The sequence below is a fragment of the Burkholderia sp. AU31652 genome (genome assembly GCF_002223155.1).
In the GTDB taxonomy this organism is placed as follows: Bacteria; Pseudomonadota; Gammaproteobacteria; order Burkholderiales; family Burkholderiaceae; genus Burkholderia.
Window position 1 is genome coordinate 1,732,716 of sequence record NZ_NKFG01000005.1, and the last position, 17,474, is coordinate 1,750,189.

General features: G+C 68.9%; 12 protein-coding genes and 2 riboswitches. Of the genes, 4 read left to right on the forward strand and 8 right to left on the reverse strand.

Annotated elements, in window-relative coordinates; genetic code table 11:
- Positions 1–11 precede the first annotated feature (11 nt).
- The 4 genes from atzF to CFB40_RS25295 all read right to left on the reverse strand — a co-directional run bounded on the left by atzF (position 12) and on the right by CFB40_RS25295 (position 7,086).
- Positions 12–1,919 carry an allophanate hydrolase gene (gene atzF, locus CFB40_RS25280; RefSeq protein ID WP_089432712.1) on the reverse strand — a complete coding sequence of 636 codons (1,908 nt, stop codon included), beginning with the start codon at positions 1,917–1,919 and terminating at the stop codon, positions 12–14.
- On the reverse strand, positions 1,916–5,509 hold the full coding sequence (uca, locus tag CFB40_RS25285; protein ID WP_089432713.1) for an urea carboxylase: 3,594 nt from the start codon (positions 5,507–5,509) through the stop codon (positions 1,916–1,918). Before uca ends, atzF begins: the two co-directional genes overlap by 4 nt.
- 151 nt (positions 5,510–5,660) lie before the next feature.
- Positions 5,661–6,317 (reverse strand): urea amidolyase associated protein UAAP2, encoded by a 657-nt coding sequence (locus CFB40_RS25290; protein ID WP_039357735.1) that lies wholly within the window; start codon positions 6,315–6,317, stop codon positions 5,661–5,663.
- Positions 6,318–6,330: 13 nt separating this feature from the next.
- Positions 6,331–7,086, reverse strand: coding sequence for an urea amidolyase associated protein UAAP1 (locus tag CFB40_RS25295; RefSeq protein ID WP_089427455.1), 756 nt, complete (start codon positions 7,084–7,086; stop codon positions 6,331–6,333).
- Between the two features lie 57 nt (positions 7,087–7,143).
- Positions 7,144–7,277: riboswitch (guanidine-I (ykkC/yxkD leader) on the reverse strand.
- Between the two features lie 432 nt (positions 7,278–7,709).
- A riboswitch (guanidine-I (ykkC/yxkD leader) is annotated at positions 7,710–7,831 on the forward strand.
- Between the two features lie 137 nt (positions 7,832–7,968).
- Here CFB40_RS25295 and CFB40_RS25305 point away from each other — a divergent pair.
- From CFB40_RS25305 to pal, 3 genes are all read left to right on the forward strand, one after another.
- A complete protein-coding gene (locus CFB40_RS25305) occupies positions 7,969–8,991 on the forward strand; it encodes an ABC transporter substrate-binding protein (protein WP_089427453.1) in 1,023 nt (340 codons plus the stop codon).
- Positions 8,992–9,224: 233 nt separating this feature from the next.
- Positions 9,225–10,436, forward strand: coding sequence for a porin (locus tag CFB40_RS25310; RefSeq protein ID WP_373452687.1), 1,212 nt, complete (start codon positions 9,225–9,227; stop codon positions 10,434–10,436).
- 417 nt (positions 10,437–10,853) lie between these two features.
- Complete coding sequence (gene pal / locus CFB40_RS25320) at positions 10,854–11,345, forward strand: peptidoglycan-associated lipoprotein Pal (RefSeq protein WP_089432715.1); 492 nt, start codon at positions 10,854–10,856, stop codon at positions 11,343–11,345.
- 145 nt (positions 11,346–11,490) lie between these two features.
- On the opposite strand, the gene CFB40_RS25325 is transcribed toward pal, so the two are convergent.
- Entirely contained in the window at positions 11,491–11,955 is a 465-nt protein-coding gene (locus CFB40_RS25325; RefSeq protein ID WP_089427450.1) for a hypothetical protein, read from the reverse strand.
- A 210-nt stretch (positions 11,956–12,165) separates the two neighbouring features.
- Here CFB40_RS25325 and CFB40_RS38790 point away from each other — a divergent pair, with 210 nt between their 5' ends.
- Complete coding sequence (locus tag CFB40_RS38790; RefSeq protein WP_179255092.1) at positions 12,166–12,330, forward strand: hypothetical protein; 165 nt, start codon at positions 12,166–12,168, stop codon at positions 12,328–12,330.
- A gap of 89 nt (positions 12,331–12,419) precedes the next feature.
- On the opposite strand, the gene CFB40_RS25330 is transcribed toward CFB40_RS38790, so the two are convergent.
- The 3 genes from CFB40_RS25330 to CFB40_RS25340 are packed head-to-tail and all read right to left on the reverse strand — an operon-like array spanning position 12,420 to position 17,250.
- Positions 12,420–13,679 (reverse strand): cytochrome c, encoded by a 1,260-nt coding sequence (locus CFB40_RS25330; RefSeq protein WP_089432716.1) that lies wholly within the window; start codon positions 13,677–13,679, stop codon positions 12,420–12,422.
- Entirely contained in the window at positions 13,676–14,377 is a 702-nt protein-coding gene (locus CFB40_RS25335) for a (2Fe-2S)-binding protein (protein ID WP_089427448.1), read from the reverse strand. Before CFB40_RS25335 ends, CFB40_RS25330 begins: the two co-directional genes overlap by 4 nt.
- Positions 14,374–17,250: a xanthine dehydrogenase family protein molybdopterin-binding subunit gene (locus CFB40_RS25340; protein ID WP_089432717.1), complete on the reverse strand. Its 2,877-nt coding sequence runs from the start codon at positions 17,248–17,250 to the stop codon at positions 14,374–14,376. The genes CFB40_RS25335 and CFB40_RS25340 overlap by 4 nt, the downstream gene beginning before the upstream one ends.
- Positions 17,251–17,474 lie beyond the last annotated feature (224 nt).

The following is a 17,474-nucleotide window of genomic DNA, read 5'->3' on the forward strand; positions in this document are numbered from 1 at the left end:
CGACCGGACGTTCATTGCGATGCGCCTGCGCCGGTCGCGGCGCTCGCACGGTAGGCACGCCAGCCGCCGAAGTGCGTGATGTCCTGCGCGCCGGCCAGCGCCGCGCTTTCGCACAGGAAACCCTGGACCCGAGCGCCGTCCGCGAGCGCCAGCGTGCCGATGCCGAGCGGGCCGCCAATGCCGGCGACGAAGCTGCCGTAAGCGTCGACCGGCATCTCCCAGAGCTCGACCGCGATCGACGCGCCGCCGTCCGGCACACGCACGAGGCCCGGCTTGGCGACGCCGCCGGATGCCGCCGCGGACAGCGCGTAGAGACGATAGGCGGGCGCCGTCGTCGTCGCGGCGACGAAATGCCCGCCTCGCTGGGTGAGCTGCCCGTTGAGCGGCTCACCGCGCAGATGCGCGCCGACGACAGCCACGCGCACGACGCCGGATGACGCGCCGGGCACCGGTGCTGTTGTTGCACCCGTGTCGCCGGCGACGTCCGTCTGCAGGCCGCCACCCTCGCCGCGGCCACGTTCCTCCGCGTCACCCCACGCCTGCGCAAGATCGAGCAGCCGCGCGTCGTCGTGCGCGCGCCCGACGAACGTGATGCCGAACGGCAGCCCGGCATGCCGCCCGGTTTCGCAGCGACCGGCGGGCACCGCGATCGCCGACAGGTCGAGCAGGTTGACGAAGTTCGTGTAGTACCCAAAACGCGAATTGACGCCGATCGGGTCGGCTTCGAGTTCGCCGATGGTCGCTGTCGTCGCCGAAGTCGGCATGACGATCGCGTCCAGTCCGTCCCATGCGCGGCCGGCCTCGACGCGCAGCGTCGCGAGCGTGTCGAACGCGGCGAACGCATCGGCCGCGCTGAAGCGCGCCGCGCCACCGACGATTGCGCGAATCACCGGATGTAGCGCGTCCGGTTCCCGCGCGGCGAACGCGCCGATCGCGGCGAGCCGTTCGGCGACCCACGGGCCTTCGTACAGCAGCCGCGCGGCAGCCAGGAACGCGCTGAAATCGATCTCGACGATCCGCGCCCCGGTCGCACGCAAGCGTTCGAGCGCGGCGCACCACGCCGCGCCATACGACTCGTCACCGAAGAATTGCAGCTGATCGGCGCGCGGCGTGCCGAAGCGCAACTGCCCGAACGGTCGCGCCGGTTGCGCGCGGAGCCCGTCCGCGCCCAGCAGCGGTTGCCATACGCGTCCGTACGGATCGCCGTCGGTCACGCCGTGCGCGGCGGCGAACACCGTGCGCGCGTCGGCCGCCGACTGCGCGAACACCGACACGCAATCGAGCGACCGGCAGGCCGGCACGACACCGAGCGTGCTCAATACGCCCTTGGTCGGCTTGAGCCCGACGAGCCCGTGGAACGCGGCCGGCACGCGCCCGGAGCCGGCCGTGTCGGTACCCAGCGAGAACGACGCGACGCCGAGCGCCACGGCCACCGCCGACCCGGAGCTCGACCCGCCCGATGCATAGCGCGGATCGAGCGCATTGCGGCACGCGCCATACGGCGAGCGCTGGCCCGACAACCCGGTCGCGAACTGGTCCAGGTTGGTCTTGCCGATCGGGATCGCGCCGGCCGAGATCAGCCGCTCGACGACGGGCGCGCTGCGCGCCGGCGTGTACGCGTAGGCCGGGCAGGCTGCCGTCGTCGGGATGCCGGCGAGGTCGATGTTGTCCTTGATCGCGAACGGCACGCCGTACAGCGGCAATGACGCGAGCTCGCGCCCGGCCAGCGCGTCGGCGTAGGCCGTCATCTCGCCATGCGTCAGCGGCCGGATCCACGCATGATGCGGATCGCCCGCGGCGAAATGCGCGGCGATCGCGTCAACGAGCGCGTGCGGCGTCAGGTCGCCCGCCGCATAGCGTGCACGCAGCGCGGCGATCGAGCTGGCGCCCGGCAGGATCGAACGTTCCGTCGTGCTCATGCGACCTCCTCGGCGGCGCCCGCCTTCATCACCATCAGCCGCTGGCCGGCCACCACCGCCGCGCCCGGCGCGCAATCGATCGTCTCGATTGTGCCGTCTTCCGTCGCCGTCACCGCGACCTCCATCTTCATCGACTCGACGATCGCGACGACCTGCCCTTCGGTCACGCGCTCACCGGCTTCGACCAGCACCTTCCATACGCTGCCCGACACGTCCGCGGCAATCGCGCGCTGCGTGTCGGCGAGCGCGCCGGCCTCCCGCGCGGCATCCGCGTCGCCCTGCACCGCGTCGCCGACGTATTCGGCATGCCCAGCTACCCGCCACCGTTCGCGCTCCGCTTCGAACGCCGTTTGCTGCGATGTCTTGAACGCGGCGATCGAATCGGCCTCGTCGCGCAGGAAACGGTTGTATGCACCGAGGTCGAACACCGATTCCTCGATCTTCAGCCCGGCGCGCCCCGCGACGAAATCCGCGCGCAGTTCCGCCAGTTCCGCCTCGCTGACTTCGTAGAAGCGAATCTCGTCGAAGAAGCGCAGCAGCCACGGCTTGCCGGCTTCGAACTCGCGGGTGGTGCGGTGGCGGTTCCACATCTGGACGGTGCGGCCGACAAACTGGTACCCGCCCGGCCCCTCCATCCCGTACACGCACAGATACGCGCCGCCGATGCCGACCGCGTTCTCCGGCGTCCAGGTGCGCGCGGGGTTGTATTTCGTGGTGACGAGCCGGTGGCGCGGATCGATCGGCGTCGCGACCGGCGCACCGAGGTACACGTCGCCGAGCCCCAACACGAGATAACGCGCGTCGAACACGATGCGCTTCACGTCGTCGATGCTGGCCAGGCCGTTGATCCGCCTGATGAACTCGATATTGCTCGGGCACCACGGCGCGTCGGGCCGCACCGACTGCATGTAGCGCTCGATCGCGACCCGCGTCGACGGGTCGTCCCACGACAGCGGCAGATGCACGATGCGGTTCGGCACGCGCATGTCGGCGACTTCCGGCAGTTCGCGCTCGGCCGCCTGCAGATGCGCGAGCAGCGTGTCGAGCGGCAAGGTCCGCGCGTCGAACTGCACCTGCAGCGAACGGATGCCCGGCGTCAGGTCGAGCATGCCGGGCAGACGGTGCGCGTCGAGCCAGCACATCAGCGCATGCACGCGAAAACGCAGGTTCAGGTCGAGCACGAGCGGCCCGTATTCCACCAGCACGTTGCGGTCGCCCGAGCGCCGGTAGACGACGCCGAGGCCGCCGCCGGCCGCCGGGTCGCGATGCAGCACGCAGTCGTCCGGCACGCCGGTGGGTGCCGGACGCGCAACCACCGTGTCGGCGGAAAGCTTGGTCGACACACGGGCGCGCACGAACTGCACCGTATCGCCCGGCCGCAGTTGCCCGAGCTTCCACAACTCGTCATGCACGACCGTCACCGGACACACGAAGCCGCCGAGGCTCGGGCCGTCCGGGCCCAGGATCACCGGCATGTCGCCGGTGAAATCGACCGCGCCGATCGCGTACGCGTTGTCGTGGATGTTCGACGGATGCAGGCCGGCTTCGCCGCCGTCCGCGCGTGCCCACTGCGGCTTCGGGCCGATCAGCCGGATGCCGGTGCGGCTGGAGTTGTAATGGACCGTCCACTGCGTGCCGTACAGCATCGCGATGTCGTCCGGCGTGAAGAAATCCGGCGCACCGTGCGGGCCGTCGAGCACGCCGAGGGTCCACGCGTGCGTCAGCGCGGGGATGTCCGCGGCGGCCAGCGTGGCGCCCGCGTCGCCGCGCCCGGCTGCCGCATCCAGATGCAGCACGTCGCCCTTGCGCAGCGCCCGCCCCGCATGGCCACCGAACTGGCCGAGCGTGAAAGTCGCCTTGCTGCCGAGATAGTCGGGCACCTGCAGCCCGCCTTTCACGGCCAGGCACGCGCGCACGCCGGCGCCCGTCACGCCGCCCAGCTTCAGCACCGCGCCGGGTCGCGCACGCAGCACCTGCCAGAACGGCGCAGGTGCGCCATCGAGCGATGCCGCGAGCGGTGCGCCGCCGAGCACGAAGAGCGTGTCGGCGTTGAAGCGCAGCGTCGCGCCGACCATCGTGAATTCCAGCCCCGCCGCGTCGCGCGCGTTGCCGAGCAGCGTGTTCGCGAGCGCGAACGCGCGATCGTCCATCGGCCCGGACGGCGGCACGCCGACGTTCCAGTAGCCGACGCGCCCCGGCGCCTGCTGCACGGTGGTCTGCACGCCGCCGTCGAGCACGTCGATCGTGTGCGGCGCGAACGCGAAGCGCGACAGGAAGGCGGTCGTCGACGCGCCGCGCGCGAACGTGTCCGAACCGGCAATCGCGCGCAGATAGTCGAGGTTGGTTTCGATGCCGTACAGTTCCGTGCGCGCCAGTGCGCGCTGCAGCGCGGCCAGCGCGTCGCGGCGCGTCTCGCCATGCACGATCAGCTTCGCGAGCAGCGGATCGTAATACGCGCTGATCTCGGTGCCCGCCTCGATCCATCCGTCGACGCGCACGTCGTCCGGAAACGCAACGTGCGTCAGCAGTCCCGCGCTCGGCAGGAACTGCTTGTGCGGATCCTCCGCATAGAGCCGCACCTGGATGCTCGCGCCGCGCGGTGCAACGGCGAGCGTGTCGAGCGGCGGCAGGTCGCCCTCCGCCTGCTGGATCATCCATTCCACGAGATCGATGCCCGTCACCGCCTCGGTCACGCAATGCTCGACCTGCAGCCGCGTGTTCACCTCGAGGAAATAGAACTGGCGCGTCGTCGCGTCGAACACGAACTCGACCGTGCCGGCCGACGCATAGCCGACCGCACGGGCAAGCCGCACCGCGCTCGCGTGCAACGCGGCACGCTCTTCAGCGGTCAGGCCCGGTGCAGGCGTTTCCTCGATCACTTTCTGGTTGCGGCGCTGCACCGAGCAATCGCGCTCGCCGAGCGCGATCGCATCGCCACGGCCGTCGCCGAAGATCTGCACTTCGATGTGCCGCGCGTGCTCGACGAACTTCTCGAGATACACGCCCGCATGCGCGAAGTTCGCGGCGCCGAGCCGCACGACGGAATCGAACGCCGCTTCGAGCTGCGCGGCGTCGCGACACAGGGACATGCCGATCCCGCCGCCGCCCGCGGTGCTTTTCAGCATCACCGGATAGCCGATTGCGTCGGCTTCCGCGAGCGCCGTCCGTGCATCGTCGAGCAGGCCCGTGCCCGGCAGCAGCGCGACGCCCTGCGCGGCGGCGAGTTCGCGCGCGGTGTGCTTGAGCCCGAACGCGCGCATCTGGTCGCCGCGCGGCCCGATGAAGCGCAGGCCCGCGGCTTCGCATGCGTCGGCGAAACCGGCGTGCTCGGACAGGAAGCCGTAGCCGGGATGCACGGCTTGCGCGCCCGTCTCGCGTGCGGCGGCGAGAATCGCCGCGACGTTCAGGTAGCTGTCCGCCGCCGGCGCGGGGCCGACCCGCACGGCTTCGTCGGCGAGCGCCACATGGCGCGCATCGCGATCGGCGTCGGAGTAGATCGCGACTGACGCGATTCCGAGCCGCTTCAGCGTGCGGATCACGCGGCACGCGATTTCGCCGCGGTTCGCGACGAGGACTTTCGTGAATCTCATGTTGCCTCCCGCCGGGCCGCCCCAAGGGGCGTAGCGGGGAATTCGCGGAGCATCGCTCCGCGCCCGCGCAGCCGGCCGGCTTTGCAAAGCCGGCCGTGGACGGCAACCGCCCCCTTGGGGGGCAGCGAACAATAGTGAGCGTGGGGGTCGTTCATTCAGCCTCCCAGATCGTGAGGCGCACCGGCGTCGGGTTGTACCCGTTGCACGGATTGTTGAGCTGCGGGCAGTTCGAGATCAGCACCGTGACGTCCATCTCCGCGCGCATCTCGACGTACTTGCCCGGTGCGGAAATGCCGTCCTCGAAGGTCAGCCCGCCGAGCGGCGTGACGGGCACGTTCATGAAGAAGTTGACGTTGCCGACCAGGTCGCGCTTGGTGAGCCGCGCGCCCGCGCCGCACGTGCAGTGCGTGATCGCGTTGAGGAAGCTGTCGCGGCAGTTGTGCATGTGCCGCTTGTCGAGCGCATAGCGCACGGTGTTGCTCTCGGCCGCGCACGCGCCGCCGAGCGTGTCGTGGCGGCCGCAGGTATCGGCGACGATCGTCACCATCGGGTTGCCCCGGCTCGACAGCAGCACGCTGCCCGCGCTCAGGTACAGGTTGCGCTGGGCGCGGATGGTGTCCTGCGCGCTGTAGCGCTCCTCGGGGTCGTCGGACCGGTAGAACAGCGTGTCGACGGCCTGGTTGCCTTCGAGGTCGAGGATGCGGAAGACCTGCCCGCGCTTCAGGTCGTGCAGCCACGGTTCGCCCGCGTTCAATGTGGTGTCGTGAATGGCATCGCGCGGGTCGAGACGGCTTTCGATGATCGGCATGGCTCGGCGCTCCTTACGCAAACAGGCGATCGGTGTTGGCGAAGCCGCGCACGTTCTCGGCGCACGCGCGGCGGCACGGGTCGTCTTCGGGCGCGGCCCCGTCTGCCGGATACGCGCGGTACGCGATCAGCTTCACGGCCTTCGGCGCGTAGTCGGGGTGCGGATCGAGCGGATGCGGCGCGGTCGAGAACGCCGCCAGCGTGTTCATCTCGAAGCGCAGGTCGACGGTGCTGCCGGCCGGCGAATGTCCGGCGACGAAATCGAGCGCGCCGTCGTCGCGCGTGTCGAGCTTGCTGAAGAAATTGACGTTCGCGACGAGGTCGCGCGCCGACAGCCCGTATTTCGCGAGTTCGAGCACGAGGCTGTCCCGGCCATTGCGGATCATCGCGTTGCGATCGGCCTGGTAAGACGTCGTGCCGTACTTGTGCGCGAACAGCCGCGCATCGCCGACGCCGCCGAGTGGGTCGTGCCAGCCGAGCGTGTCGGCCGTGATCGACGCGATCACACGCCCCATGTCGGTGTACAGCGCATGGCCGCGGGTGAGATGCGCGGTGTGCTGCGCCTTCAGCGTGTCGGCCATGTTGTAGCGTTCGAGCGGATCTTCCTGGCGATGAAACACGGCGGAAAGATTCGCACCGCCGTCGACATCGACGACACGCAGCGCGAGACCGCGGCGCAGGATGCCGGACCAATGGGTTCCGGCGGGAATGAGCGTTTCCCACACGACGTGTGGCGGCGGGGCAAGGACGGCTTGGGGGCGCGGCGACATGGCGGCTCCGTGGTCGGTTGGACAAAAGGCGTGAGAGGGCGACCGAACGACATCGCGACCTCCCGGGCTTTTATCCCTCCGTGGAGCCTCGCCGTTTCCTCGAAGCGAGGAGAAGACAAGACCGGATTGCTCTCGGACCAGCCATCGCGCGGCGCGAACGCCGCACGACCGGAACCCTAGCGATCCTGAAGATGATGCAAATTGCTTCGCACCTCTCGGGCACGGAATAAGCGAGTTGCGTGCCAGCGTGCGAGGAATCGCCGTGCCACGCGGCTTTCCGGCGTGCGCGCGCTGACGGACACCGCACCGGATGCGGATCGCCGCCCTCGCGGCGGGCGTGCCGCGCACCATGCGAACGCGCGGCCGCACCGGCGCAGTGCGCGCCGAGCCGGCCTGCACGACACGACCGGTGATGGCATGGGCATTGCTCGATGCATGCACCTTCACTCGATACGCGACACCTCATGAACAAGCTCGACCTGCTCCGGCGCGCGCTGAGCGCGCTCTTCTCCGCCCGCTTCATCGAACTGCAGCGCAGGTCGCGCCGCCCCTGAGCCGCCCCGCCGCGTGCCGTTGGCACGCTTCTCGCTCGGCATGACGCCGAGAGGTGCGGCGGCGTCGCATCTTAGGGGTGCTAGGGTTCCGGTTCATCGAACGTCTGGTCCGAGAGCAGCCCGGCGCGGGTGCGTCCGATCGCGAGACCGGACGCGCACGCGCTACACGGCGGGACAAAAGCCCGGGAGATTGGCGATGGCAACGGCCGTCGCGCCTCTCCGTGGCCGCTTCATTCGTTCCGCATCCGCAGGAACCGGCCACGCGGCCGGACCGCGCACGAGCACGGTCCGTATCGACGATCCCGATCCCGGTCTCCTGGAGAAAACGATGACCCGCCCCGCCCTGGTGCTCCGCCGCCTGCTGTCCCGCCGTTCCGTCCGTCACGCCTTGGGCGCCGCCGCCGCGGCCGCCACGCTCCTCATGACGCCCGCCGCGCACGCGGCAGCGCCGCTCAAGATCGGCTACAGCGACTGGCCCGGCTGGGTCGCGTTCCAGGTCGCACTCGACAAAGGCTGGTTCAAGGAAGCCGGTGTCGACGTCGATTTCGAATGGTTCGATTACTCGGCATCGCTCGACGCGTTTTCGGCAGGCAAGCTCGACGCGGTCGCGGCGACGAACGGCGACGCGCTCGTCACGGGCTCGGCCGGCGCGAAGAACGTGATGATCCTGCTCACCGACTATTCCGCCGGCAACGACATGATCGTCGCCAAGCCGCCGCTGCGCAGCGTCGAGGCGCTGAAGGGCAAGAAGGTCGGCGTCGAACTCGGCCTCGTCGATCACCTGCTGCTCGAAACCGCGCTGCAGAAGCACGGGCTGAAGGACGGCGACGTGACGCTCGTGAATGCGAAAACCAACGAACTGCCCCAAGTGCTCGGCTCGTCGACGGACATCGCCGCGGTGGCCGCCTGGCAGCCGAACGCGGGCGAGGCGTTGAAGCGCGCACCGGGCGCACGTGCGATCTTCACGTCGGCGGACGCGCCGGGGCTGATCTACGACGCGATCACGGTCGCGCCGGCCAGCCTCGCCGCGCGCCGCGCCGACTGGGCCAAGGTGATCAAGGTCTGGTACCGCTGCGTCGCCTACATCAACGATCCGAAAACGCAGGCCGACGCGGTCCGGATCATGTCCGCACGCGTCGGGCTTGCGCCGGAGCAATACCTCCCGCTGCTGAAGGGGACGCACCTGCTCGACGAAGCCGCCGCGAAGCGCGCGTTCCGCAAGGGCGACGGGCTCGACTCGATCTACGGCTCGACGCGCAACGCGAATGCGTTCAACGTGCGCAACGGCGTATACAAGCAGTCGCAGGACATCGACGCGTATATCGATCCGCGCCTCGTGATGCCGCATTGACGGGCGCGGGGCCGGGCTTCGTGCGCCGGCCCCTCGCGCACACTCCCCCCACATCGCGGTCGCGTCAATACGCGGCCGCCGCTTGACCCTCTCTGCGCCCCCACTTCGCCGCGATTCCACGCGATTTTGCAGAGGACCTTTCCTGTGCAACGCCTTAATCGACCGCCATACGATCTCCAATAATGGCCGCTCGATCCGCCGGCCGCCGGGCCGGAAAAACGATAAAAACTCCTATGCATTCCTACAAGATGAACCAGCACGCCAGCACTCGACTCGCGGGGACCGCCATTGCCACCTGCCTGACCGCCCTCGCGTCAGGCGGAGTACACGCACAGAGCAGCGTGACGCTGTACGGCCTGATCGACACGTCGATCACCTACGCGACCAACCAGCGCACGCACGGCGCCGGCTCGCCGGGCAGCGGTGCCGTCGCGATAACGAGCGGCGCACTGAACGCGTCGCGCTGGGGGCTGCGCGGCCGCGAGGATCTGGGCGGCGGGACGGCCGCGGTCTTCACGCTCGAGAACGGCTTCTCGGGCACCACCGGCGCACTGTCGCAGAAAGGCGTCGACCTGTTCGGCCGCCAGGCATGGATCGGCCTGAGCTCGAAAACGGCCGGCACGCTCACGTTCGGCCGCCAGTACGACCTGATCCTCGATTTCGTGACGCCGCTCGGCGCGTCCGGCCCCGGCTGGGGCGGCAACCTCGCGGTGCATCCGTACGACAACGACGATTCGAACCGCAACCTCCGCATCAACCACGCGGTGAAGTACACGAGCCCGACGTACCGCGGGCTGACGTTCGGCGCGATGTTCGGGTTCTCGAACACGGCCGGACAGTTCTCCAATAACGCGGCATGGAGCGCGGGCGTGTCGTACGCGAACGGGCCGCTGAAGCTCGGCGCCGGCTACCTGAAGATCAGCCGCGACCGCAATGCGCCGAACCCGAACGGCGCGCTCAGCACGGTCGACGGCTCGGCGACGATCACCGGCGGCAACCAGCAGATCTGGGCCGCGGCCGGCCGCTATGCATTCGGGCCGCATTCGGTCGGCGCCGCGTGGTCGCACTCGACCACCGACGGCGTGACGGGCGTGCTCCAGGGCGGCGGCATCGCGCCGCTGAAGGGCGAATCGCTGGTGTTCGACAACTTCTCGATCGACGGGCGCTACGTCGTCACGCGGGCGTTGAGCCTCTCGGCCGCCTACACGTACACGATGGGCCGCTTCGACACGCGCACCGGCCAGACGCGCCCGAAATGGAACCAGGTCGTGGCGCAGGCCGACTATGCGCTGTCGAAGCGCACCGATGCGTATCTCGAAGGCGTCTACCAGAGCGTGAGCGGCGGCAACGGCCATCCCGCATTCAACGCGACCGTCTGGACGCTGACGCCGTCGGCGAACAGCAACCAGGTCGTCGTCGCACTGGGGCTGCGGCACAAGTTCTGACGATGCAAGACGGAGCGGTGCAGCGCAACGCAACGCAACGCGGCTGCGCCGACGGACGTATCAGGCAAGCGTGCCAGCACCGCCCGATCGTCATGCCCCGAACCGAAAAGGCCGCGCCCGTGCGCGGTCTTTTCACTGTGACGGCGCCCGCACGGCAGCAAGAATGCCGCCCGGACTGTCGCATCGGCGCAAAAAAATGCGGAGAAACTGGTCACGCTGTGACATTTTTCCTAATCTGTTTGCAGCGACGCCGAGATTTGGCGTTCCGGTCGCGACACTCTTTCATATGGCGCACCACCGGCTTACGAACGTGCTTCACGTCGTGCGTGCCGGGCCTTTCGCGCCATGCCGGCCGGATACGGGCGTGCCGGTCGCACGCCCCACGCGTTCAACGCAGTCAACCGCTGGAGACGAACGATGAGCAAAACGAACCGATTTGCGGTCCTGGCAACCTTCGCGCTGCTGGCCGGTTGCCACCATGCGGCGAAGACGCCCGAGAATGCCGGCACGGCGCCGACACCCTCGAGCGAAGCCGTCGCAACGGTGACGGCCGACGATCTCGATAATCCGAACAGCCCGCTCGCGAAGCGCAGCATCTACTTCGATTTCGACCAGTACTCCGTCAAGCCCGAATTCCAGTCGCTGCTGCAGGCGCATGCCGACTACCTGCGCAGCCATCCGGCGCGGCACGTGCTGATCCAGGGCAACACCGACGAACGCGGCACGTCCGAATACAACCTCGCGCTCGGCCAACGCCGCTCGCAGGCCGTGATGAGCGGGCTCGAAACGCTCGGTGTGCCGGCCACGCAACTCGAGGCGGTCAGCCTCGGCAAGGAAAAGCCGGTTGCGCTCGGCCACGACGAGGATTCCTGGGCGCAGAATCGCCGCGCCGATCTCGTCTATCGTTGATTGCGGGCCGCCGCGACGGCGGCCTCCGCTTCAGGCACAGCATGGCAGCCCGCAGGCCGCAGAAGCGGCTGCGCGGCGCCGCCTGATTCGTACGATGCGCGCAAGCGATCGACACGCAGGCGACCGATCACATACCGCTTCGCGTTCAACGCCGACGTTCGAGCCGGCGATGCAGCCAGTGCGACATCAGCGCCGACGCCACGATCGCATTGAGCGTGGCGCCCGCCGTGAGGGAGCGGGACGTGTCGCTCTTCGCCAGGCCATTCACGATTTCGACGAAGCCGAGCGCCGCGCCAGCACCGACCACCATCCCCAGCAGCACGAACCAGCGCCGCCGGATTCGCGTGCCGATCGCACCCATGATGCCGCCTGCCACGGCCGCCGGCAGGAAAAAGCCCAGCAGGAACGACCCGAAGAAGATGATCGGCACCATGCCGGCGCTGACATTGAGTCGCTCCCACGACGGGCCGTCGAGCAACGACCCCATGACCAGCGTCACGGCCGGCCAGACGAGCGAGGTGACCAGCGGGCCGCCGACGGCAAACGACACGCAGCCGAGCACGACGGAATGGGACGGACGCGACGTCGGACGTTCAACGGTGGCACTCATGTTTTTGTCGTCGGAATCGGAATGGCGGCGTGCCGGAGTGTACCAAGGCGTCGCGCGACGGCGCCGATCCAGCCCTTTCTCGCTCGATCATCGACAAAAAATCATGGAATAAGCGGCCCGCCCGAAACGTTTCATGTTCCGTCAGCACGCAGACGCGCGGTTCAAGCGAACCGGCCTTTCCAGCGTCCCGCGCGTGGCAAGGAGGCGGACATGAAATCGGCAAGGTGGGCCGCGGCGCTGATCGCCGCGCTGGTGCTCGTGCTGTCGGCGGGATGCATGTCATCGGGGAGTGGCCCTGCGCAGGGACCGGGCATGAGCCGGTATGGCGGTAGCGGCTCGGGAGGCAGCGGAGGCGGAGGCGGCAGCGGCTACTGAAGCGCCGCCGAAAAAAATCGGACGACGCGTCGCGCGCGAGCACCGGAAACCGGCTGACTCCCGCGCGACGCCCCGCCCTGCGGCACGACTTAACGCATGGCCTTCACGTCGGCCGGCGTGACGCTCGCGGGCTGGCCGCCCCACGTCGCACGCAGGTAGTTCGCGAGCTGCGCGAGTTCGTCGTCGCTCAGCGTGTGCGCGAAACCGGGCATCGGCTGCAGGTTCTCGAACCCGGCAAACTTCTGCTCGCCGATGCCGTCGAGCATCGCGACCAGCAGGTTGCGCGGGTCGCCCTGGCGCACCGTCGAATTGCCGTTCATCGGCACCGCCACGTGCGGCTTGCCTTCACCGTTGAAGCCGTGGCAACCCGCGCAGACCGCGAGATACACCGAGCGGCCGGCCGCGAGCTGCGCGGCGTCGGCCGACACCGGCTTCACCGGTTGCGGCGCGGGCGGCGTATCGCCCAGCAGGTACACGGACAGCGAGCGCAGGTCGTCCTTCGTCATGGTCTGGGTGCTCAGGTGCACGACCGGGTACATCTCGCCGAACGCCGAGCCTTGCGGCGCGATGCCGACGCCGAAGAACGTCTGCAGGTCGGCGCCCGTCCAGCCGCGCGCGGCGAGGCCGGCCGGCGTGATGTCGGGCGCGGCCACGCGGCCGAGCGCGGCGCCGGCGAACGGCTTCGCGCTGTCGAGCTGGCCCGTGAACGCGCGCGGCGTATGGCATTCCGCGCAATGGCCGAGCGCACCCGCCAGATAGCGGCCGCGCTGCCAGTCGGCGGACTGGCCGGTCGACGCATCGGGCAGGCTGTCCTTCAGGAACACCATGTCCCAGAAGACCATCCCGAAACGCAGGTTGTACGGGAACTTCAGCTCGTGCTCGCGGTTTTCCAGGGCGACCGGCTTGACGGTCTTCAGGTACGCGTACATCGCGTCGGAATCGGCGCGCGTGAGCTGACGGTACGACGTGTACGGCATCGACGGATACAGGCGCTTGCCCGGCGCCTTGCCGTCATGCAGCGCGGCGTAGAAATCGTCCGCGCTCCAGCTGCCGATCCCGTGATCCTTGTCGGGCGTGATGTTCGAGCCGTAGAACGTGCCGAACGGCGATTCGAGGGGCGCGCCGCCGGCGAACGGTGCGCCGTCCTTCGCGGTGTGGCACGCCGCGCAGTCTGCGGCCTTGACGAGGTAGCGGCCGCGCGCGATCGGGTCGGCACCCGGTGCGCCGGAAGCCGCGTTCGAGGCCGGTGCGTCGTGGCCGCCGCATGCGGCGAGCAGCAGCGCGCAGGCGGCCGCGAGCGCGGGCAAGCCCGCAGCCCGCGCGACACGATGAGCGAATGTGCGTTTCATGCGGCGTCCTTCACGAGTCCCGGCGTCGTCAGCACCACGTCCTTGACGGCTTCGTAGTAGCGGACATAGCCCGTGCAGCGGCAGAGGTGCGCATCGAGCGCCTCGGTGATCGTGCGCTCGACGTCGGCCTTCGCGATCGGCTCGCGCTTCAGGCGTTCGATCAGCACGGTCGCCGCGTTGACGAAGCCCGGCGTGCAGTAGCCGCACTGGAAGCTGAAGTGCTCGAGGAACTTCTGCTGGATCGGCGACAGCTCGACCACTTCGCCCGCTTCGTTGCGCTTCGCGTGGCCTTCGATCGTGCGGATCGAGCGGCCGTGGAAGAAGTGCGCGCCGGTGATGCAGGTGCGCATTTCCTCGCTCGTGCCGTCCGGCTTGTCGACGATCACGACGCACGCGTGGCAGATGCCCTGCCCGCAGCCGAGCCGCGAACCGGTGAGGCCCGCGTATTCGTGCAGGAACTCGATCATCATCAGCCCTTCCGGCACCTGCATCGGGCCGACGGACTTGCCGTTGATATTGATCGACAGCGGTTTCGACTGGAACCGGACGAGCGGACGCTCGACGGCAGCCGGTGCCGAAGCCGGCACGGCCGCGGCCGGGGCCGATGCCGGTGCGGCCGAAGCCGCGCTCGGCGCGGAAGCGCCGGTCGCAGCGGCGCTGGCGCTCGCGGCCGTAGCCGCGGTTTGGGCGGTCGTCATGCGAGCACCTCCTGAATCTTTTGCGGGGTCACCGGCAGGTCGGTGAAACGATGGCCGATCGCGTGCGCGATGCCGTTCACGATCGCGCCGACGACGGGAATCATCACCACTTCGGCGACGCCCTTCGGCGGATCGGTCTCGGACAGCGGCGGCAGCACGTCGCCCGTCTGCGTCCACACGGCGACGTCGGACGCGCGCGGCAGCTGGTAGCGGTTGAAGTTCCACGTGCCGTTGCCGGGGCCGTCTTCATAGAGCGGCAGGTACTCGTGCAGCGCGTGGCCGATCCCCATCGCGAGACCACCCTGCAACTGGCCCGACACGAGCTGCGGCGAAATCTGGTTGCCGCATTCCATGATCGAGTGGTGCGTGAGCAGCTCGACCTTGCCGGTCGCTTCGTGCACGGCCAGCTCGACCAGCGTGCCGACTGCCGTGTAGTACGTGACGGCCGCGTTGTTGCGGCTCGTCGGCGGAATGAACACGCGCTTGCGATCCAGCACGCAGTAGCCGTTCGCGGTCGGCGCCAGCGTGCCGCGCATCGTGGTCGCGCCGGCCGGTGCGGCGGTGCCGGGCACCGGGCCGTTGTCGCCCGTCTTCGGCGCGCCGACACGCAGCGACAGCCCGTCGATCGGCAGGCGCTCGACCGTCCCGCCCACTTCGAATTCGGCGTCGGTCCACTGCCAGCGGTTGAACACGTGCACGACGGCGCCGGTCGGCAGGCCGAGCGCATGGGCCTGCTTCGCGAGCTGCTCGAACGACAGCGGCTCGAGGCCGTCGGCGGTCAGCTTGCCGTCGACCCAGCGCGCGTCCTCGATGCGGATCGTGTACGGCGCGGCCTGGCCGCCGCCGAGGCCGCGCGTCCAGATCGACATCGCCGCCGGCCACAGGCCGTAGCGGAACACCGCGCGCGCGGCTTCGCGCGTGCTGTGCGTGAAGTAGTACGCGGAGTTCGTCGCGCTCGACGGCGACGCATAGCTCGGCGACCAGCGCGGGTTCGCGCTCAGGCGATCCTGGTCGGCCTGCGACATGAGGTACGGATCGCCGCTGGTCTCGACCGGCAGGTCCGGCCATTCGGTCACGGCCACGCGCACGTCAGTTGCCGGACGGCCCAGCCATTTCGCGACCGCGACGGCCTGCGACGTCGACATCCCGGTGCCGATCTCGGCCGCCGTGTGCTGCAGCGAGACCTTGCCGTTCTCGTCGAATTCGACCTTCGCGAACGACGCTTCCGCGCCCGTGCCGAAATCCTTCTGCACGCACGCGAAGCCGACGCCGTAGCGCTTGCCCGGATGCGCGGCCTCGTATTCGGCCTTGCGCGCGGCGCGGCGCGTCCACAGCGGATGCTGCTTCGAGCGCTCGAGCACCTCGTCGACGCGCAGCGCGCCGGCGGGAATCGCCCCCTGCGTGTTCTTCATCCCCGAGCGCAGCGCGTTGCGCAGGCGGAAATCGATCGGGTCGATGTTCAGCTGCGCGGCGATCTCGTCGACCGCCATCTCGGTCGCCGCCATGCTCTGCAGCGTGCCGTAGCCGCGTGCGGAACCGGCATCGATCGCGCGCGACGCGATCGCGACCGCGGCCAGGTCGCTCTTCGGGAAGTAATAGATCGATTGCGCGGCCGTCGCGCCCACCATCGCCACCGACGGCGAGAAGTTCGAGCGCCCGCCGCCGTTCGCCTCGAAGTCGCCCTTGAACGACTGCAGCAGGCCCGTGTTGCGGTCCACCGCGATCCGGTAGTGCATCTTGAACGCGTGCCGCTTCAGCGACGTCTGGAACTGCTCGTAGCGGTCGTTCGCGAAACGCACCGGGCGGCCGTCCGCGTACAGCGCGCAGACGAGGCCGTAGAACGGCACGTTGAAGTGATCCTTGGAACCGTAGCCGACCGTGTAGCACGGATGCACGAACAGCTTCTTCACCGGGAAGCGGCACTTCGCGACCATCGCGGCCGCGTTCTCCGCCACTTCGAGCGGCGACTGGGTCGGCACGACGAGATGCAGCGACTGCGTCGCAGTGTCGTACCAGCAGTTCGCGTTGTCCGGTTCGAGCGCGGACGTGTCGACCGACTGCGTGTTGTACTCGCGGTCGAACACGAGCCAGTCGGCTGACGGATGGTCGAGCTCGCTGGCGATCTGCCCGGCGAGGAACATGCCCTGCTCGTCGAGCTTGCCGTGCTCCTTGCCGTCCGGCCACACCGGCAGGTGCTTGCGCATCATGCTCGGGAAGATCGGCGCGTCCTTCAGGCTCGAATAGACGTCGTCGTCATAGGCCGTCTTGCCGCCCACGCGCACGTAGCGGAAGGTGCCCCACGGATCGCGCTCGAGCGGGCCCGTGACCGCGCCGTAGCGGATCACGTCGTCGCGGAACTTGAGCGCGTTCTTCGCGAAGCGGAAGCGCGCGAAGTCGTGATAGATGAGGATCGCGACCGCATGGCCGAGATACGCGGGCGTCTTGCCGGCCGGCAGCAGCATGTCGTCGCCGTAGAACGTCGGGAACGCGACGCCGTCGCGCACGAGATCGTCGGCCGTGACCACGCGGTCCGGCTTCAGGTCGTCGCCGAGCAGCGACAGGTCGAAGCCTTCGTAGGTGCGGTCGGCCTGCGTGACGCGCAGGATCAGCGCATGCGACTGCTGCTGCGGCCAGTGCGGCATGTCGGCAGCGCGCACGTCCCGGGCGAACACTTTCGAGCCGGTGACCTTCGCGATGCCGTCGATGCGGAATTGGGGGATGCCGGTGACGCTATCCCATTTGACGGGGGTGAGGAGTTTTTCTTCGAAGAGCGCCGCGAATGCGCGGCTGCCCAGGGGCGCGACATACACCGCGACACCCGCCAGCACGCTGGCTTTCAGAAAACCCCGCCGTGACAGGCCGTGGTTTTTCATTGGGGGAACCTCCTGATGCGGCTCGGACGGCGATCGGGTGTCGCGACGTTCGGAGCGGCGCGCATTCTGGCATTGTTTTAGATATATCGCCTATAGTATTTCTCGCATGAAATACTTATTGAATTTCTTATAACGGTATTCAGCCGGGCTGCGGCAGCCGGTCGCGGGTAGCAATTCGACCGCGTCGCGCGCCCGTTTGCAGCGGCCCGCCGTGCACGGTGACC